The sequence below is a fragment of the Massilia sp. CT11-137 genome, assembly GCF_047302885.1.
In the GTDB taxonomy this organism is placed as follows: Bacteria; Pseudomonadota; Gammaproteobacteria; order Burkholderiales; family Burkholderiaceae_D; genus Telluria; species Telluria orientalis.
Genome location: NZ_JBKYMP010000002.1, coordinates 3,641,021 through 3,660,566 on the forward strand (window position 1 = coordinate 3,641,021; position 19,546 = coordinate 3,660,566).

At 67.1% G+C, this 19,546-nt stretch carries 9 protein-coding genes; 4 read left to right on the forward strand and 5 right to left on the reverse strand.

Annotated elements, in window-relative coordinates:
- Positions 1-12: 12 nt before the first annotated feature.
- Together ACEN98_RS33010 and ACEN98_RS33015 are read right to left on the reverse strand one after the other, a co-directional pair.
- Positions 13-3,294: a discoidin domain-containing protein gene (locus ACEN98_RS33010; protein WP_413389045.1), complete on the reverse strand. Its 3,282-nt coding sequence runs from the start codon at positions 3,292-3,294 to the stop codon at positions 13-15.
- 3 nt (positions 3,295-3,297) lie between these two features.
- Complete coding sequence (locus tag ACEN98_RS33015; protein WP_413389046.1) at positions 3,298-7,008, reverse strand: TonB-dependent receptor plug domain-containing protein; 3,711 nt, start codon at positions 7,006-7,008, stop codon at positions 3,298-3,300.
- A gap of 317 nt (positions 7,009-7,325) precedes the next feature.
- On the opposite strand from ACEN98_RS33015, the gene ACEN98_RS33020 reads away from it, so the two are divergent.
- On the forward strand, positions 7,326-8,597 hold the full coding sequence (locus tag ACEN98_RS33020) for a tetratricopeptide repeat protein (protein ID WP_413389047.1): 1,272 nt from the start codon (positions 7,326-7,328) through the stop codon (positions 8,595-8,597).
- Positions 8,598-8,679: 82 nt separating this feature from the next.
- Here the strand turns inward: ACEN98_RS33020 and ACEN98_RS33025 are convergent, their stop codons facing one another.
- Positions 8,680-11,604, reverse strand: a complete 2,925-nt coding sequence (locus tag ACEN98_RS33025) for a glycoside hydrolase family 2 protein (RefSeq protein ID WP_413389048.1) — start codon at positions 11,602-11,604, stop codon at positions 8,680-8,682.
- Positions 11,605-11,792: 188 nt separating this feature from the next.
- On the opposite strand from ACEN98_RS33025, the gene ACEN98_RS33030 reads away from it, so the two are divergent.
- Both ACEN98_RS33030 and ACEN98_RS33035 read left to right on the forward strand, forming a co-directional pair.
- Positions 11,793-12,602, forward strand: a complete 810-nt coding sequence (locus ACEN98_RS33030) for an NAD-dependent epimerase/dehydratase family protein (protein WP_413389049.1) — start codon at positions 11,793-11,795, stop codon at positions 12,600-12,602.
- Between the two features lie 206 nt (positions 12,603-12,808).
- Positions 12,809-13,558, forward strand: coding sequence for a FadR/GntR family transcriptional regulator (locus tag ACEN98_RS33035; protein ID WP_413343741.1), 750 nt, complete (start codon positions 12,809-12,811; stop codon positions 13,556-13,558).
- Here the strand turns inward: ACEN98_RS33035 and ACEN98_RS33040 are convergent, their stop codons facing one another.
- Positions 13,559-15,304 carry a methyl-accepting chemotaxis protein gene (locus ACEN98_RS33040; protein ID WP_413389050.1) on the reverse strand — a complete coding sequence of 582 codons (1,746 nt, stop codon included), beginning with the start codon at positions 15,302-15,304 and terminating at the stop codon, positions 13,559-13,561.
- A gap of 148 nt (positions 15,305-15,452) precedes the next feature.
- The gene (locus ACEN98_RS33045) at positions 15,453-18,395 is read right to left on the reverse strand and encodes a TonB-dependent receptor plug domain-containing protein (protein ID WP_413389051.1); all 2,943 of its coding nucleotides are present in this window, start codon (positions 18,393-18,395) and stop codon (positions 15,453-15,455) included.
- 325 nt (positions 18,396-18,720) lie between these two features.
- On the opposite strand from ACEN98_RS33045, the gene kdgD reads away from it, so the two are divergent.
- The coding region (kdgD, locus tag ACEN98_RS33050; protein WP_413389052.1) for a 5-dehydro-4-deoxyglucarate dehydratase at positions 18,721-19,546 on the forward strand (826 nt) is incomplete at its 3' end.

The window sequence follows — 19,546 nt, forward strand, 5'->3', positions numbered from 1 at the left end:
ACCGATACGTTTTCAGCGCGTACGCTTGCGGGGCCTGTCGTCCATCCCCGCCTCGTCGACGGCGGCCGACGTCGACCGCGAGCGCTTGTATTCCAGTTCGCCCGCTTCGTCCGGCAGCGCCGGGCCGGAATACAGCACCGCGACATCGGCCAGCGCGCTCGCCCGGTCCGCACCGAACCCGGACAGGGACGTCAGCCGCAGCCAGCGCGCCGTGACGGTCCGCCCGAAGCGCACGGTCTGCGGATCGAACGTCGACGGGAGCGTCGGCCGGGCCACGTCGCGCCACGTCGTGCCGTCGTCGCTGGCCTGAATGGACCACTCGCGCACGTCGCCCTCGTGGTCGCGATGGTTCTGGCGCGGCATCAGCACGAGCCCGTCGAACGGCACGGCCTGCGCGAACGCGATCGTCAGCACCGGCTGCGGCCGCGGCGCATCGCCCTTCACCGCGACGAGACTGACCGTATTGGGGTCGCCGTCGACGGCGTTCGCCGCATCGGGCCACCCGCTTGCTGTCGCGCCGAGCTTTTTCATCACGCGCGTGTCGAACAGGCTGGCGCGCAGCGCGGCGGGATCGACGGCCGTCGCGGGCGCGAAGCGTGGGCCGGCCATGTAGTCCAGCAGCGAGCGGCGCAACTGGCGCGCGGCCGGGCGCTCGTCCAGGCGGGTCTCGAGGTCGAACGTGGCCACCATCAGGCGGCCGCTGCCCACCTTCGCCTCGAACACGGCGCCGAGGCGGTAGTTGCGGTTCCAGTCGTCGATGGGCTGGACGATGGGCCGCAACCCGGCCGGCAGGCGTTCGAGATTGAACGCGCGGGCGCCGGCCACCAGGTCGCTCCACTGCCAATCCATGTGGTCGGCCGAAGGAAAGCCCGCCAACGCGGGATGCGCGCGATCGATCCATAGGCCGAGCATGCGCGACCATCCGGGATTCATCAACCGGTTCCAGAACACGGGGACGTCCGCGAGCGGCGGCGACGTCCAGTCCAGGTCCGCCTTGCGCGGCAGGTACAGCACCCTGCCGCCCTGCGCCAGCCGCGCCTCGGCTTCCGGCCACGCATGCGTCACGAGCACACCGGCCGGGACGGCCGCGGCGACCTGCCCGGGATACAGCCAGAAGTTCCAGTCGTTGGCGATGTCGGTTCCGTCCAGGCCCGCGACCAGCCGGTAGTGCGCGGGCGCCGGCAGCCGTGCGAGGTCCGCCGCGACGCGGCCCAGCGGGATGTTCTTGCCGATCGGGATGTCGAGCGCGGCGAACCGCCCTGCGGCGACCGCACGCCCGGCATCGTCCTCGATGCGCCACCACGGCCGCGCACCGGCCAGCGGCTGCGCGCCGTAGTGCGCGATCTCCACCGGGACGTCGAACGCGTCGCGCGTCGTGTACACGGTGCGCGTCAGGCGGGCCAGCGGCACCGTCGCGCCGTTGAAGCGGCGGAACGCGTCGGGCGTCGCATAGCCTTTCGACTCCCAGAACGTATCGAGGATGCCGACGAGCGCCGTGCCCTGGCCCAGATAATCGTGCAGGTCCAGCAGCTGGTAGCCACTGAGGCCGCGCGTGCGCAGCGCCGCCTCGATCTCTTCCTTGTAGCACGCCAGCTGCCAGCGGCCGGAGGCCAGCGCGAACTCGCGGTTGCGGTCCAATACGCCGTGACTGCGGGCGGATGCGCGGAAGATCTCGTAGTTCCCCGGCCGCAGATAGCCCGTGAACTTGTCGATGATGGAGAAATCCGGATAGGCGACCCATTGGCCCACCTCGTGCGACACGACGGGCACGCGAATGCCATCCAGCGACGCCGCGTAGTCGCGCCCGAACCAGCCCGTCTTGTTGCGCAGCGGCTTCGGGCCGATGCGCTGCACCGCGAGGTAGTCGACACCCTCGTCGAGACCCGGCACGACCGGCTCCGTGTGGCCCGTGCCGTTCGTGTACAGGCGGCGCGGGTCTTCGGCGCGGAAGCGTGCAACCCACTTCGCGAACACGTCTTTCCAGTGCCCCGACGGTTCGTTGCTGGGACTGAGGAGCAGGAACGACGGGTGGTTCCCGTACGCGCGGATCAGGCGCTCGGTCTCGTCGTACAGCGCCTGTTCGATGGGCGAACCGGGCTCGAACCGGTTCCACATGCCCGGCTCCGGCTGCAGGTAGATGCCCACCTCGTCCGCCGCCTGGAAGGCCGCTTCCGGCGGCGTGAACGAGTGGAAGCGGACGTGGTTGATGCCCCACGCCTTGTTGATCGCGAAGATCTTCTTCCAGTAGGCGACGTCCGTCGGCGGATAGCCGGTGAGCGGGAAGTCGCCGCCGTGGTGCGTCCCGCGCAGGAACACCGGGCGGCCGTTGACGAGGATGTCCGTGCCGCGCGCCGCCACCTGCACGAAGCCGAACGACACGTCGCGCGCGTCGTCGGCACCTGGTCCAGCGAGGCGCAGCTTCAGCGACTGCAGCACCGGGTGGAACTCGTCCCACGCCGGTGCGTCCTTCGGATATTGCACGCGGAATTCGGCGTGGCCGCCGTCCGCCGTCCAGCCCACGGGAATGCGCTGGCCATTGGCCGTGACGGTTCCCGCCCCGGCCTGGCCGCCGCCATTGCCGACCTTGAGCTTCACGAGCACGCTGCGGCTGGCCACGTCCGGAAACACCTGCGCATCCGCGATGTAGACGGGCGACGTCGCACGCAGCTCGGCCTTGCCGACGATGCCGTTCCAGCTCATGCCAAGCGAATCGGAGATGCTGTGCGAGTCCGGCCGGTAGGCCATCAGCACGCGCGAATCCACGCGCACCGTGATGCGGTGCCGGCCCGGCGCGAGGGGGCCGATGTCATAGTCGTGCGGCGCGACGAGGGAGACGTCGGTACCCAGCGCGCGGTCGTCGATCCACGCGCCGGAACCCCAGCGGGGCCGTTCCAGGTGCAGCACGACGCGCTTGCCGCGCCAGGCGGCCGGCACCTCGACGTCGCGCTGGTACCATGCCGCGCCCAGGTAGTGGCGCGGGGGCTGGCTCAGGAACGGCACCTTCACCTGGCCCGGCAGCGTGAATGCCGCGTAGTCCGCGCGCAGGTTCCAGTTCTTGTCGTACAGCGACAGCACCCACGGCGTCCGCACCGTGATCTCGTCGCCGTAGCCCTGTGCGTTCAGGATGCCGGGGATGCGGATGCGGTCCGCCAGCGTGCGGCTTTCCCAGTGCCCGGCCACGCCGGCGTCGTCGCGGTCGAGCGCGAAGCGCCAATCGCCGGCGAGATCGATCGTGTCCGCCGCGCCGGCCGAAGCGGCCCAGGCCAGCGCGGCGATACCCAGCAGGTTCCTCATGCGTCAGCCGCCGAAGCGGAAATTCGCACCCACCATGATGCGACGGCCCGCGTAGCTGTAGTCGAGGATGCTCGGCGTGCCGTTCGAGAACGGTACGTAGGACCCCTGGCTATTGCTGGTCGCGGCGTTGTTCAGGTTGCGGCCTTCCACGAAGACGTCGATCTCCGGCGTGATGCGATACCCGATCTTCGCATCGACGTAGCGCGTGGCGTCCTTGAAGTTTGGCGAACCCGGGTTGTAGGCGGGCGGACGGGTGTTGCCGCTCGCGTTCGGGTAATTATTCAAGCCGTTGCCGGTCCAGCCCGCGATGTTGGCGAAGTAGCTGGCGACCCCCTGCACCGCCACGCGCGCCGACAGGCGGCCATCGTCGTACCAGAGCGCCCAGTTGTACTGGAACTTCGACTCGCGCAGCGGCGGCATGGCGGTGCCGGTCAGCAGGTCGACGATGTTCTGCGTGGACGTGACGGAACCCAGCTTCGTATAGTTGCCGTCGAAGCCCAGGTAGCGCAAGGGCCCCGGCAGGAACGTGAAGGCGGTCTTGGTGTTGAATTCCCAGCCGGTGCGCGTGGTCGGCACGCCATTCTGGTACGTCGAGAACGAGAACGGCAGCTCGGCGAGCGGCTGGCCCGTGGTCGGGTCGGTGATCGCCAGGCCCAGCGTACCAGTGGAACTCTGCACGATGGCCGGACCGATGATGCCCTGCTGTTTGAAGTACGACAGCGAGAACATCGTGTCCTTGCTTGGATAGTACTCCGCGCTCCAGTTCTGGTTCAGGTTCTTCTGGGCCTGCAGCGCCGGATTGCCCACTTTCGACGTGCAGGTCTGGGTACCGTCCTCGCTCAGGCGTTCGTCGTAGCGGCACAGCCCCTGGGGCAGCAGGTACGTCACCGGCGGGCGGGCGACCGTACGGGCGCGGTTGTAGCGCAGCACGAGCTGGTCCGGCACGACCCACAACGCGAGGTTATAGATCGGCAGGAAGTCGTGGGTCGTCGCGTCGATCGCGGTATTGGTCGTCACCGTCACGTCGTTGACGCCGCCCGGCGCGTTCGGGTTGGCCGGATCGAAGTCCGCGTTCCGCGTGATCGACTGGAACGACATCTGGCCTATGCCGTGCACCTTGGTGCGGATGTAGCGGTACCCCAGGTTCCCTTCCAGATCCCAGCCAAACGGCAGAGATCGGGTCGTAAACGGGATGTGGTCGACGTGGAAGTCGCCCATGACATAGAGCGCCTCCGACCGCTCGCTCATGCGCGCTATCGGCTGGTCGTAGGTCTTGCCGTCCGAACCCACGCAGGTGTAGATGCAGTTCAGGTTCGCGTTCGGGACGCCTGAGAGCTGGAAGAGCTTCGGCACGTCGATATTCGGCCAGTTGGTCAGGGCGCTGCCGAACTGCCCGTTGGCGCCGTTGAAGAACGCCGTCTGGGTGATGTTACCCGTGATCGACTTGGCGACGAAGTCCTGGAACTGTTGCGGCGTCACGTATACCGTGCCCGAGCCCAGGCGATTGTACCCGTTGCCCGGAACGTAGCCGTACTGGCACTTGTTGCCGCCCGCGCCCAGCGAACCGGCCGTGTCCTCGCAGCCGACCAGCGAACTGCGGACGATGGACGGCTGCACCCAGACGTTCGGGTCGCTGCTCGCCTGGTAACCATTACCGTAATTGCCGGGCAGCTTGTAGCGGGTGTCGCGGAAATTGAAGCCGGTCTTGAGGCGGGTGAAGAACGGCACCGACTCGGGCGTCGCCCACGTCAGATCCGCCTTGGCCGTGCGCTCTTCCGTCTCGCTCACCACCGGGTTGTAAGTCAATTGCGGCTGCGAATAGGTCAGCAGAGGCTGCTGGTTGGCCGTATATGCCGGGATGGCGTTGATGTTGTTGCCGCCGGCCTTGACCGCCGCCGACGCCGCCGGTTGCACCATTTGCACATAGTTGGCGGGATTGTAGAGATTGAAGTTCGAGCCCGACGGGAAGTCGTACGCCCACAGACCGTTCGGCTGCACCGACAACTGCGCCGCGCCGTATTTGGTGCTGAACGTCGTGCGGAACTGCTCGCTCGTGTACTTCGACTTCGCGTCGCCGACCAGCCACTCGGCCGCCAGGCCGCCACGCCGCCACTCGCCGCCGGTCTGGAAGTATTTGGTGATCGTCTTGCTCTTCTGGTAGATCTGGTCGACGCCCGCGCTACCGTCGCTGATCCCGAAGCTCGTGACGTGGTGGCTCGCGTCCACGGTCACGGTCGACGGATCGATGTTGGTGACGGCCCCCTGCACGGCCGGGTTGTTGGCGAGGTAGCTGACGTTGTTCGGGTACAGGTAGTAGCCATCCGCGTCCGGGGCGACCGCGCGCACGCCATTGGCGTCGACGAACGTCTTGGCCGTGTTGACGTTCATGCCGCCCAAGCTGAGGAACGAGGTGTTGTTCGTCGTGTCGCGCTTCGAATAGCTGCCCTTCAGGTAGACCGTCAGTTCGCGGTTGACCTTGAAATCGCCGCGCAAGTCGAGGTTCTGGCGCTTATCGACCTCGGTCTGCACCTTGTTGCGAATGAGCGAAGGGGTGTAGTCGTTCCACTGGTTCAGGCAGCTGATCAACTCGTTCTGGCGCTCGTTGACCGCGTTGTTGCGATTGGTGGAGCTCAGGTTCGCCAGCGAGGCGTCGGCCGCGGACAGCCGCGGAAACGCCGCGTAGCATTCGGCCTTGGTCTTGGCCGCGGCCGACCTGGTCAGGATCTCGTACGGCGTGGCCGTCATGTAATTGCCGGTGCCGCTTGTGTACGGGTAGATGCCCACCGAGCCGGCCGCCGGCCCCGCCGGCGTGGTCGACGCCGGATCGGCCATGTTCAACGTGGACGGGTTATAGGTGAACGTCTTTTCCGGCGAGTTGTCGAAGTCGATCGCACGCGCATAGCCCGTGTTCGCGCTCGTCGCGACCTGCATCTGGTGCTGCTCGTTGGCCGTCGTCGACTTCGACGCGTTCAGGATCACGCCCAGGCGGTTGTCCATGAACTTGCGCGACAGGATGACGTTGGTGTCCGGTTCCCACTTCTTGTTCAGATTATTGGTGGTGCCGGCCACGCGGACGGAGGCGAACGGCTCCTTGAAATCGAGGCCCGTACGCGTCTTGATGATGATGCCGCCGCCGAGCGAACCTTCGACCATGTCGGCCGTCGAGCCCTTGACGACGTCCACGCTCTTGATCAGGTCCGCGGACAGCTGGCGGAACTCGTTGCCGCGGCCGCTGGAGCCGGGACCGGCCGTGTTCGCGGACTGCACGGCCATGCCGTCGATCTCCACGCGCGTGAGGTCGGGGCCGTTGCCGCGCACGGCGACGGTCACGCCCTCGCCAAAGTCGCCGCGGTCCAGCGCCACGCCGGCCATGCGCGAGATCGCCTCGCCGATGTTCCGGTCCGGCAGCGAGCCCACGTCTTCCGCGACGATGGAGTCGAGCGCGGTGGCCGCATTCTTCTTGCGGGCGATCGACGACTGCTGCGATTTGCGGGTCGAGACCACCACCGTGGCGATGCCGCTCGCGATCTCCTGGTTGCCCTGCGGCGCGGCGGCTGCGGCCGTGCCTGTGCCAGGCGCCTGCGCATTGGTCGCGTCCTGCGGCGGCGTGGCGTCCTGCGCGAACGCAGCCTGGCCCGCCATCAGGGATGCGACCGCCAGCGAGACGGCGTAGGCGAGGCGCGTGGGGCGAATGACCTGTCGGATGTCGTGCATTTTTCTGTCTCCTAGGTGGACCGCTGTGCGGTCTGTTTTTGTGTGGGTCGGCTTGAAAACAGTGTAGGGTCGTGTGCAGCCGCCGTGATATATCAGCAGGAAATACTCATCGGCGTGAGCGAAGTGCGTGCGCAAACACCACACGAACCGATCAACGCGGCGATTGCGATTCCTTTTTGTCGCCGATTCGCGCGTTTGCCGCATCGGCGGTTATCGCAACTCTCCGCCCGCGTGCCGCCGCGGCCGAATCGATCAATCCCGTGAGCGATTTGGCCACACGCGCCGCGCTATCCTTGACCGCACAACGAGGAGACACAATGAAGCCAACCATCATCCCTGCCCTGCTCTCGGTCCTGCTGGCGTCTTCCGTGCAGGCGCAGACGGACACCGTGGTCGTGAACGGCCCGCGCGCGCGGACCGGCGATCCCCATGCGATCAACGCGGCGAAGGACCGCATCCTGAACGGCCGGTCCGCATCGTCATGCGCGTTCATGGACCCGTACAATCCCGCCTACGATCCGGTCACGACCGCCTACATGCGCGACTTCGGCCTGGACGACAGCATGTCGAACGACGTCCCGCGCGCCTCGGACCTGGCGCCGAACGGCGACGTGTCGAACCCGCCTTCCGCCACCGCGCGGGTCACGGGCTGCCGCGGCGCCGACTGGCGCTTCGCGGCGGGCCGCAACCGCATCGTCCGCAACGACAGGACGCTCGCGCTGGGCTACGAAGCCTTCGACAACAAGGACTACGCGCGCGCACTGGACATGTTCGGCACCGCATGGACGAAGATCGGCTACGACGACGCGGCGCTGATGCTGGCGCGGATGCACCTGTACGGACTCGGGACGGCGAAGAATGGCGCACAGGCCGTCGCGTGGCTGGAAAAGGTGGACCACAAGCCGTACGACCCCGCCCGCTCCGACCTGCTGGCGCCCCGCATCGACGCCGCGTTCATGCTGGCGCGCATGTACGACCGCGGCATCGGCGTCGCACGCGATGCGGACAAGGCCCGCGCGTGGTACGAAAAGGCGGCCGGCTATGGCTACGCGCCGGCGCAATACCTGCTGGGGCTCGCGTACTACACGGCCGACGGCGTCCCGCGCGACCTGAAACTGGCGGGCGCGTATTTCGAGGCGGCGGCCCGCGCCGGCATCCCCGCCGCCCTGTTCGCGGCCGGGCGGATGCACGACCTGGGCGAAGGCGTGCCGGCCGATCCCGCGAAAGCCATCGTGTACTACAAGGAGGCGGCCCTGAAGGGCGACCCCGATGCCCGGTTCGCGCTCGGCACCTATTTCTACAGCGGCGAGGTCGTCGGCAAGGACCTCGCCACCGCGCGCCGCTGGTTCGCAGCGGCGGCGCGCCAGGGCCAGCCCGACGCCATGTTCAACCTGGGCGCGATGGCCGCGCACGGCGAAGGCGGCGCCAGGGATCCGGCCACGGCATACGTCATGTTCGACCTGGCCCGCCAGGCGGGGCACGATGGCGCGGCGGCCGCACTACGGGCACTGGCGCCCACGCTGACGGCCGACGAACGCAAGCGCGCCGACGCCGTGCTGCACCCGCCGCACGGCCAGGCCGGCTCGTAGTCGGCCGGCAGCATCATGCCGGGACAGCGGTCGTGCTGCGCGGGCGGTCCGGGCGGAACGGGATGCCGACGGCGCGCATCGCTCAGGGCCTTTCGTAGAATTCCGCCTCGACGATGGACAGCACGGCCGTCGACACGCCTTTCGTTCCCGTCGCCGTATTCGCCTGGTTGGCGACCTCCGTCAGCTTGATGCCCCCGCCCTCTTCCGCCCGGCCCGCCAGCTCGATGCGCACGGTGCGGCCCTGCACGGGCTGCAACGGCAGCGTGACGTAGCCGAGGCTCTTCGGCGTCAGGCCGCTCCATGCTTCCCGGCCATCGACATAGACCTTGAGCGGATAGCTGCGCTCGCGCCAGCCCGTCAATTTCAGCACGACTTGCGCCAGCCGCGCGGGCCGCGCGAGCGTATATGTGATCGCGGGCGTGGCGCCGGCCTGGCTCGTCCACGCCGTCGTCTCGTCGTCATCGTAGGACTTGCTCCCGTCCGGCGCATCGCTGGCGGTCACCGGCACGGCCACGCGCGACACCGTGAACGATGGCGTGGCGGGCGTCGGTCCGCGGTCCAGATGAAGGGGCGGCGCGGGCGGCAAGGCTGCGAGGCCATCCTTCAGGGGCACCGGCTTCGACTCCAGCACCACTTCGGCCGGCGCAAGACCTTGCGCGCGGGCGCGGACGACGATGCGCCCCGCCTGCGGCGTCGTGCGCAGCAGCACCCGATTGACGCCGCCCTCCACCGGCAGCGAGCGCGCGAGGACGTAATTGTCCGGCCCCTGCGCGATGCCGCCGCGCCATTCGGCCGGGCCCTGCACGTCGAAGTCGACCATGTCCAGCGCGAGCGGATGGCGGCGCCCGGCGGCGTCGACGACTTCCACCTGGACGAGGGCCATGTCGGCGCCGTCGGCACGCAGGCCCTGCGGCGACACGATGGGCGTCAGTTTCAACGCGACGGGCGCGCCGGCGGTGGCCAATGTCGTTTCGCACACGGGCTTGCCGTGCGCGTCGTAGCCGATCGCTTTCAGTTCGCCCGCCGCCCACGCCACCCGGTCGAACGTGAACAGGAAGCGCGCGCTCTGTACGGCCGGTCCGACCTCCTTCCCGTTCAGGAACAGTTTTACGTGGTCCGCACTGGAGACGACCGTGACCGGCTTGACGGTGCCCGCCGGGTAGTTCCAGTGCCCGACGATGTGGGCGCGCGGATGCTCGACGTCGACCCAGCCGTCCCACATGACCTGGTGCGCGTAGAACGCATCCTTCTCGATGCGCATGGCGTCCACTTCGCCGCTGCGGCGGTAGTTCTCGGCCCCGCGGTGGTGCGTGTTCGAATCGGAGAACACGATGTTCACGCCGCCGCTCGACACGCGCGTGCCGGTGCCGGGACGCGCGCGCCAATAGTCGTACCAGCGCTGCACGTCCTCGATGGCGAAGCTGTCCTGGTTGCGGTTGTAGACGCTCGCGTCCTGGCCCTTGTACAGCGGCCCGTCGCCGTCCCTGTGGTACGGCGGAGAGAGGTCATCCCAGTACTTGCGCAGCGCCTCGTCGCGCGCATACTCCATCGCCCACATCGGCATGCCCGCGCTCTTGTTTATGTACAGCATCTCGCCGCCGTATTCCGCGACGTGCTGCAACTCCCGGCTCAGCATCTCGCGGCTGCCGGCCGCGCGGCCGCCGTGCGGGTCGAATTCGTCGCGCAGCGCCTTCATCGCGCGCATGTGGTCCGCACTGACGCCCTTGTTGCCGCTTTCGTAGAACACGATGCTCGGGTTGTTGCGGTGGTAGACGATGGCATCGCGCATGACGTCGATGCGCTGCTCCCAGCGGCGGTCCTTCACGTCCGCTTCCGAGTCGCCGGCCGGCATCGCCTCCATCATCCCGAGACGGTCGAGCGATTCCACGTCCTGCTTCCACGGGGTCACGTGCATCCAGCGGATCAGGTTCGCATTGCCGGCCAGCGCCAGGCCATTGCTGTAATCGGACAGCCACGCGGGCACGGCACTGCCCACCGCCGGCCATTCGTTCGTCGTGCGCTGCGCGTAGCCGTGGACCTGGATCACGCGGTCGTTCAATTCGATCATCCCGTTGCGGAACGCCGTCTTGCGAAAGCCCGTGCGGGTCGTGACCGCGTCGAGCGGCTTGCCGTCGACCTCCAGGGTCGTCACCACGTCGTACAGGTAGCCGTAGCCCCAGCTCCAGAAATTCAGGCCCGCGACGGGCGCGCCGGCTTTCAGCGTGACCGTGGCGCCGGGCGCGATCGTCTGCGCGGGCGCACCGAAGCGCGCGACGCGCTTGCCGTCCTTATCGCGCAGCTCGACCTCGTACGCGACCCTGTGCGCCCGCGCGGAATCGTTGCGCACCTGCGATTCGGCCGTGATGGTGGCCTTGCGGTGCGGGATGTCGAAGTCGCGCGCATATACGTACACGCCGGTCGTGCCGAGGCTCCCGTACAGGGGCAGGGTCTGGTACACGGGTTCGGTCACGTGCAGGCGCACGTTCTTCGGCAGGCCGCCGTAGTTCGCGAAGAAGTTCTTGTCGTTCCACTGGAAGCGCTGGCCCGTCGCCTGTTCGCGGTAGTCCCAGCGGTTGTCCGTGCGGACGGCCACGACGTTGTCGCCGTCGACGAGCGCCGCCGCGATCTCCACGCCGAACGCGCCGATGCCGTTCTCGTGCAGCGCCACGCGCCTGCCGTTGACGAACACTTCCGCCGCCTGGCGCGCGCCTTCGAATTCGAGGAACACCTTCTGGCCGGGCTTCAGGCCGGGCACCCGGAAATGCTTGCGATACCAGGCGATGCCCGTCGACAGGTCGGCGATGTCCTTGCGGAAGGCGTCGTCCTCGTTCCATGCGTGCGGCAGGCTGACGGCCTTCCAGCCGCTGTCGTCGAAGGCGGGACGCGCGGCGTTTGCCGGGTCCCCGACCGTCAGCTTCCAGCCGGGATTGAAATCGTACAGGGCGCGCGCGGCATGCGCGGGGACGGCCGCGGCGAGCGCCAGCAGCAAGGCAAGACGTAGCTTCATGAAGGTAGGATCGGGGTGGAAGTCGCTAAAATACTAGCAGTCCGGTATCCGACTTTTTCGTGCCCTGGCCAATTACTCAACACGATGAGCGTTGGTCCGGACTGGCCAACGGGCCGGGAACGCTGTTAGCATTGCGGCACGCGGGCTCGCCCCGTGCCGCTTTTCCCTTCCCGTATCAACGACTACAAATGACGAAACCATTCAAACGCATCCTGTTCACCGGCGCCGCCGGTAACCTGGGCCGCCGCCTGCGCGAGCGCCTGCACGAATTCGCCGACATCGTGCGCCTGTCCGACGTGGCCGACTTCGGCCCCGCCGCACCGCACGAGGAAATCGTCCTGTGCGACCTGGGCGACCGCGACGCCGTCATGCGCATGTGCGAGGGCGTCGACGCCATCCTGCACTTCGGCGGCATCTCCACCGAAGAGGAATGGGCGCCGATCATGCAGGCCAACATCCTCGGCATGGTCAACCTGTACGAAGCCGTGCACAAGCTGGGCATCCGCCGCGTCGTCTTCGCCAGCACGAACCACACGATGGGTATGTACAGGACGACGGACCTCGTCGACGCCACCATGCCCCCGCGCGCGGACGGCTATTACGGCGTATCGAAAGTGTTCGGCGAGACGCTGTCGCGCTATTACTGGGACCGTTTCGGCGTGGAGACCGTGTGCGTCCGCATCGGCTACTGCTGGCCGGAGGCGACGAATTACCGCCAGATGGTCACCTGGCTGTCGCTCGACGACCTGATGCAGCTGCTGCACCGCTCGCTGACGACGCCGCGCGTGGGCCACACGATCACGTTCGGCATCTCGGACAACGAGGGCCGCTGGTGGGACGACCGTCACGCTTCCTTCCTGCGCTACAAGCCGAAGGACAGCTCGCAGCAGTTCGCGGACAAGCTCCCGGCGGAAGTCCAGTATCCGCCGGCGGACGACATCACGACCTTCTACCAGGGCGGCGTGTTCCTGCACAACGGGCCGAAATACCGGCCCTGAGCACGGCTTGGCGTACCACATGTCGTCTGACGTCCGACCACACCGTCGTTCCCGCGCAGGCGCGAGCCCAAGTTTCGGCTGATAACAGTGAAGTTGGGGTCCCTGCCTGCGCAGGGGCGACGTGCGGGTTTTTTTTGCAAACTTGTCAGACAAGTGAGTCCGCACGGCTATAATCCTAGCCTGGACCCACTGTGTACAACGCCCGCATGAACTCGCCGACCGCCCTGCTGCCCGCCCGCAAAAAATACCGCAACCTCGCCCAGGGTGTGGTGGAAGAATTGAGCGCGCGCATCCGCCGCTCCGAATTCAACCCGGGCGACAAGTTGCCGCCGGAATCCGCGATCATGGAAGAGTATGGCGTGAGCCGCACGGTGGTGCGCGAGGCGATCTCGCAGCTGCAGGCGGGTGGGCTCGTGCAGACGCGCCACGGCATCGGCACCTTCGTGCTGGAACCGCCCGCGACCACGCTCGGCATCGGCACGGACAGCGTGGTGACGGTGCGCGACGTGCTCGCGATCCTCGAACTGCGCATCAGCATGGAGACGGAAGCCGCGTGGCTGGCCGCGTCGCGCCGCACCGAGGAACAGGTGGCGCAGATGGGCCAGGCGCTGGGCGAGATGCAGCGCGCGCTCGAGAATGGCCGCACCTCGGTCGAGGCCGACGTCCGCTTCCACCAGCTCATCGCGGAGGCGACGGACAACCGCTATTTCGTCGAGCTGCTGGGCCAGCTGGGCAGCGCGATCATCCCGCGCGCCCGCCTCAACACCCCGGGTCTCGGCGAAGACAAGCCGGCCGACTACCTCGAACGCGTGAACCGCGAGCACGAGGACATCTATAAAGCGATCCTGCGGCGCGACCCGGAAGCGGCCCGCGCCGCGATGCGCACCCACCTCTCGAACAGCCGCGAACGGCTGCGGGAAGCGCAGCAGCGGCTGCAGGACCAGCCGCGCGCCTGATCAGCGGTACTGCAGCGCCACCACCTGCGCGCCGCGGCGCGGCTTGCCGGCCAGCGCCGGACGGGCGGACGCGGCCGCCGGCACCCGTTCCAGCGTGAAGATGCCCACGGCCTGCAACAGCGCCTGCGCCTGTTCCTTCAGGCTTTGCGCCGCCGCCGCGGCCTCTTCGACGAGCGCCGCATTCTGCTGCGTGATACCGTCCATCTGGTGCACGGCGCTGCTCACTTCCGCGATGCCGTGACCCTGCTCCGCGCTGGCGCGGGCGATGTCGCCCAGGATGCCGGACACCTGGCGGATCGCATCCATGATCTCGTCCATCGTGCTGCCCGCTTCGTCGACGAGGCGGCTGCCCGTTTCCACGCTGTTCACGGACGCGCCGATCAGGTCCTTGATCTCCTTGGCCGCGCCGGCGCTGCGCTGCGCCAGCGCGCGCACTTCCGCCGCCACCACCGCGAAGCCGCGGCCCTGTTCCCCGGCCCGCGCCGCTTCCACGGCCGCGTTCAGCGCGAGGATGTTGGTCTGGAACGCGATGCTGTCGATGACGCCGATGATGTCGGCGATGCGTGCCGAGCCATCCTTGATGTCCCCCATCGTCGACACCACCTGCGCCATCACCTCGCCGCCCTTGCCGGCGACCGTGGAGGCGCGCGCCGCCAGGTCGTTGGCGTCGTGCGCGTTGGCCGCGTTGCGCTGGACGGTCCCGGTCAGCGTCTCCATCGCGCTGGCGCTCTCCTCGAGCGACCCGGCCTGCGCTTCCGTGCGTGCCGACAGGTCGGCATTGCCCGTCGCAATTTCATCGGTCGCCGTCGCCATGTTTTCCGTGCTCGTGCGGATCCTGGCCAGCATGTCGTGCAGGTTGCCGTTGATGGTGGCGATGGCCGCCATCAACCGGCCCACCTCGTCGTCGAACTCCACGACGACTTCGCCCGACAGGTCGCCCCCGGCGATGCGGTCGGCCGCGGCAACGGCCTTGTTCAGGTTGCGCATGATGTAGCGGTAGACCATGTACAGGGCGGCGGTCGTCGACACGAGCGACAGGACCATCAGCGCGATCGCGGCCGTCATCGCGCTGCCGGTGGCCTGGTGGGCGTCGGCGACGGCGGCGCCGGTGCGCTCGTCGAGCAGGCGCAGGAAGTCGTTCAGCGGCACCATGATGCGCGCCTTGTTGCGGTGGTACGCGGCGTCGTGCATGATCGCCCGCGCGAATTCCGCATTCGGCTCGTCCTTGCGGGTAAATCCGCCGCGGCCGTCGTCGAACAGGCCCTTCACGGCGTTCATCGCGGCGACTTCGGTCTTGACGAGGGCGTCGGACACGTCCTGCGCCTCCCGCAGCTTGGCGAATTCCTGTTCGCTGAAGCCGGCCTTGCGCATCAATTCCTGCAGCGGGACCGCCTGGCCGCTCGCTGGCGGCACCGCGACGCCGCCCGCGACGAGATCCCAGTAGATGCGCTCATAGTGCTCGGGCCGCGGCCTGGTGCCGTTGCGGATGGCGAGGATGTCCTGGTATTGCTGTTCGTAGCTGCTGTCGCCCGTGACCACGTAGGTGCGGGCGAGGCGCGTGAGGTCGTCGGAGCTCTGGCGCAGTTCGTCCGCCAGCAGATAGGACCGGTAGCGCGACTCGCTCGCCTCCGTCGCGCGGCTTTGCGCGACGGACACGCGCTGCAGCGCGGCCAGCATGAGGCCGGCCATGACCAGGGTCAGGGCCAGCAGGGTGATGAATGTTTGTTTGATCGTAAGATGCCGCATGGTTGTCTCCTCCTCGACACCCACAATCTATCCAAATCTCACCGGGTAAAATAGTGGGAAAGCATGAAAATCGGAAATATATTCTCTGAAAGCAATATTTGTTGCGATAAGACATCGCCGCTCCCGCGAACGCGGGAGCGACGGTTGTTTAAAACGCCATGCGAACACCGGCGCGATAGGTGCGGCCGATCACGTCATACAGCGCCGGATTAATACCGATACTGAGGTTCGTCTGCGGCACGAGCACCGGCCCGCGGTCGGCCAGGTTGTCGATCTTGAAGTACAACATCGAGTCCTTCGCGAAGGTGTACGTCGCACCGAAGTCGATGTAAGTCGCGCCCGGCAGGTGATTGTCGTAGATTGTCGGATGCGCCGCGGTCGGCAGCGGGCAGTTCGACTGGCATTCGATGAACTCGTTGCTGAACACACCGGCGCTGACCCAGCGCTCGGTCAGGCTCAGACCCAGCTTGCCGTTGTCCCACGACTGGGTCAGGAGCGCCTTCCACTTCGGCGTGCTGCCCGCCATGTTGCCCGCGCCCTCGCTCGGCGTCGTGCCCGGCACGCCCGGGTCGGACACCGAGTGGATCGTGCGCGTCGCCATGCCGCGCAACGTGAACATGCCCGGCAGGCCGTAATCACGCAGGTTCGTGCGGTACGCCGTCTCGATGTCGACGCCGCGCGTGTGCAGCGACGCGAAGTTGAAGCTCTGCGCCAGCACGTAGTTCGTGCCGGCCGCACCGTTGATCGACACGGCGCTGCACACGTTCTGGTAGCCCGCGTAGCACAGGTCGACCTCCTGCTGGGGACCCAGCGAGTTGATCACGTTCTTGACCTTGATGTCGTAGTAGTCGACGGACAGGTTGAAGCCGCGCGCCCAGCTGGGTTGCGAGAGCACGATGCCGAACGAATTGTTGCGGGCCACTTCCGGCTTCAGGTCCGGGTTGCCCACGTTGCGCTGCTGGATCTGGATGGACGAACCCTGGTTGTTGTTGACGGCCTGGTTCGTCACCGTCATCGCGGCATACAGCTCGGACAGGTTAGGCGCGCGCACGTCCTTGGAGCTGACGGCGCGCAGGCGCAGGCCGTCGACGGGCGTCTTCCACGTCGCGCCGATCTTCCACGCGCTCGCATGGCCGGCGGTGCTGTATTTTTCTTCGCGGTCGGCGATGTTCAGGTTCGCCTCGCCCCACGTGGCCGACTTCAGGAACGGGATGTTCAACTCGAGGTAGGCTTCCTTCACGTTGAACGCGCCGCGGCCGTTGTGGTAGTTCCCGGCGAACCAGTTGTCGCCGCCGGTCGACAGCGTGGTGTCGAGCGGATAGCTCGGGCCATAGCGCGACTGCAGGTCCACGCCGGCGCCGTACGGGTCGCCAACCACCGAATAGTCCTCGCGGCGCCATTCGAAACCGGTGGCCATCGAGATCGGCCCGGCCCAGCCTTCGGCCACGTCGCCGTGCACGTTGGCGCTGACGACGTTCTGGCTCGAATCCGTATGCTGCATCGGCCCGTTCAGCGGCGCGATGTACGACCAGCCGGCCATGTTGATCGGCACGTCGCCGAAGATGTTGATCGGCTGGCAGCCGTTGGCGCGCGCGTTGGCGTCACGGCAGACGATGTTGCCGCTGGCGTCGCGCACGGCATCGATCGCGTAGTTGTAGCGGCGGTTCAGGGTGATGTCCTGCACGTGGATGACGGTCGTGTTCTCGCCATGTTCCGCGTACGCGTCATACGACCAGTCCTTGCCGAACAGCGTGAAGCGGCCGTCGGCACCGACGACGAAGCGGCGCTGCGTGCGCGTCGGGAGCACGGAAATATTGGCGGGGAATTCCGCGTTCGCCGTGCCGACCTGCATCACGCCGTTCGGATAGCCGGATGCGCAGCCTGCCGCGATCGACGCCGGGAGGTAGGCGTTGTCGCACTTGATGCCGAGGTTGGCCTGCTTGGCCGCGCCCGGGTTCGGCGAGAACACGGATTTCACCTGCGCCCAGTTGCCCGTCACGTAGATCTCGTTATCGGCGTCGAGGTCCCACGACACGCGCGTGTACGCGACCTGGCGCTTGAAGTTCATCGCCAGGTTCGTGCCCGCGCCCACGCTGCCCGCCAGATCGCCGCCCACGCAGAAGTTGCCGACGCAATTCGACCCGTACTGGAACGGGTACGGCGTGCCGCCCGGACCGAATGCCGTGCCTTTCAGCGGGCCGTCCGTGATCAGGCCGTACTTCGCATACTGGATGTGCTGCGCGTGCTGGATGCTTTTATAGCGCGGCGCGCCCGCGGCCTGCATCGCCTTCGTCGATTCCTGCAGCGCCGGGTTCTTGTACCAGCTGCGGCCGTTCGCGCCCACTTCGCCGAAGCCCGGCGAATCGATGCCGTTCTCCTTCGTGAACTCGCCGCTCGCCGTCACGTGCAGGCGGTCGTTCATGAAGCCCCTGCCCCACGCGGCCTGCAGGGTGCCGTTCTTGTCGTCGTGGTACTGCGTCATGCCGCCTTCGGCATTGAACTTGAAGCCGCTGAATTTTTTGTCGGTGATGAAGTTCACCACGCCGCCCACCGCATCGGAACCGTACGACGCCGACGCGCCGCCCGTCACGACGTCCACGCGTTTTACCAGCAGTTGCGGAAACTGGCTGACGTCCGTGACGCCGGTGACGTTCGCACCGACGACGCGCTGGCCGTCCAGCAGGGTCAGGGTGCGGATCGTGCCGAGGCCGCGCAGCGACAGCGACGACAGGCCCTGCACGCCGCTCGACGTGCTGTACGTGAACGTCGTGCGGCCCGTGCTGCCCTGCAGGGCCGGCAGTTCGGCCAGCGTGTTGAACAGGTTCGGCTTGGCGGATTTCGCCAGGTCGTCGGCCGTCAGCGTCGTCGTCGGCGTCGGCTGGCTGAAACCGCGCGCGGCGATGCGCGAGCCGGAGACGACGACGGTGTTGACGCCCTCCTGGGTTGTGGCCGGCGCCGGCGCGGGTGCGGGTGCCGAAGCGGGATCGGCGGGGGCGGCGGCGGTCTCCTGGGCATGGCCCGGGAGGGCGAGGACGCCGCAGGCACTGGCGACGGCGAGGTGGATCAGGGTCTTGCGGAACTGCTTTGGCATGGTGTCTCCGTTTTTGTTTTATCGGTGTGGTCCGGTTGCGAACCGCGATGCCCGGCAGGGTGCTCTCTTCACCTCATCCCGGTCCGCTGCCTCTGCTTTACGCGGTGGTAACGCTATCTGTTACCGCTATCATTGCGTAAATTGCATTTTGAACCGCATCGTAAATATGCGTCCAATAACTTTTTTTAATCGCTCGATGCCAAAATCGGTATCACTTTGTATGCAGCCCCAACAATTTCTGCTTGCCCTTTTTCCGCCTCACTTGTACGATGACTGACAATTGTTGACACATCATCGCGCCCGCGCGTCCTTCCCTGGAGACCCAATGAATCCGCAAGAACTCAAGCAAGTCATGTCGTCCGGCCTGCTATCCTTCCCCATCACCGACTTCGATGCAGAAGGCAACTTCCGCCCCAGCACCTACATCGAACGCCTGGAATGGCTCGCCCCGTATGGCGCCACCGCCCTGTTCGCGGCCGGCGGCACCGGCGAATTCTTCTCGCTGACGCATGACGAGTACTCGCAGGTGATCAAGACCGCCGTCGACACGTGCGCCGGCAAGGTGCCCATCCTCGCCGGCGCCGGCGGCCCGACCCGCGCGGCCATCGCGTTCGCGCAGGAAGCCGAGCGCCTGGGCGCGAAAGGCGTGCTGCTGCTGCCGCACTACCTGACGGAAGCGAGCCAGGATGGCCTCGTCGCGCACGTGGAACAAGTCTGCAAATCGGTCAAGATCGGCGTCGTGGTGTACAACCGCGCGCAGTGCCGGCTGACGCCGGACTCGCTGGAAAAGCTGGCCGACCGCTGCCCGAACCTGATCGGCTTCAAGGACGGCATCGGCGACATCGAACTGATGGTCTCGATCTGGCGCCGCATGGGCGACCGTTTCAGCTACCTGGGCGGCCTGCCGACCGCGGAAGTCTACGCCGCGGCGTACAAGGCGCTGGGCGTGCCGGTGTACTCGTCGGCCGTCTTCAACTTCATGCCGAAGCTCGCGATGGATTTCTACCACGCGATCGCCAAGGACGACCACGCGACGACGAACCGCCTGCTGGACGAATTCTTCCTGCCTTACCTGGCGATCCGCAACCGCAAGGCCGGCTACGCCGTGTCGATCGTGAAGGCGGGCGCCCGCCTCGTCGGCCACGACGGCG

What these genes read in the sequence shown, in the direction of transcription:
- ACEN98_RS33010 (WP_413389045.1), bottom strand. Translation starts at nt 3,294, where the DNA reads ATGAGGAACCTGCTGGGTATCGCCGCGCTGGCCTGGGCCGCTTCGGCC.
- ACEN98_RS33015 (WP_413389046.1), bottom strand. Translation starts at nt 7,008, where the DNA reads ATGCACGACATCCGACAGGTCATTCGCCCCACGCGCCTCGCCTACGCC.
- ACEN98_RS33020 (WP_413389047.1), top strand. Translation starts at nt 7,326, where the DNA reads ATGAAGCCAACCATCATCCCTGCCCTGCTCTCGGTCCTGCTGGCGTCT.
- ACEN98_RS33025 (WP_413389048.1), bottom strand. Translation starts at nt 11,604, where the DNA reads ATGAAGCTACGTCTTGCCTTGCTGCTGGCGCTCGCCGCGGCCGTCCCC.
- ACEN98_RS33030 (WP_413389049.1), top strand. Translation starts at nt 11,793, where the DNA reads ATGACGAAACCATTCAAACGCATCCTGTTCACCGGCGCCGCCGGTAAC.
- ACEN98_RS33035 (WP_413343741.1), top strand. Translation starts at nt 12,809, where the DNA reads ATGAACTCGCCGACCGCCCTGCTGCCCGCCCGCAAAAAATACCGCAAC.
- ACEN98_RS33040 (WP_413389050.1), bottom strand. Translation starts at nt 15,304, where the DNA reads ATGCGGCATCTTACGATCAAACAAACATTCATCACCCTGCTGGCCCTG.
- ACEN98_RS33045 (WP_413389051.1), bottom strand. Translation starts at nt 18,395, where the DNA reads ATGCCAAAGCAGTTCCGCAAGACCCTGATCCACCTCGCCGTCGCCAGT.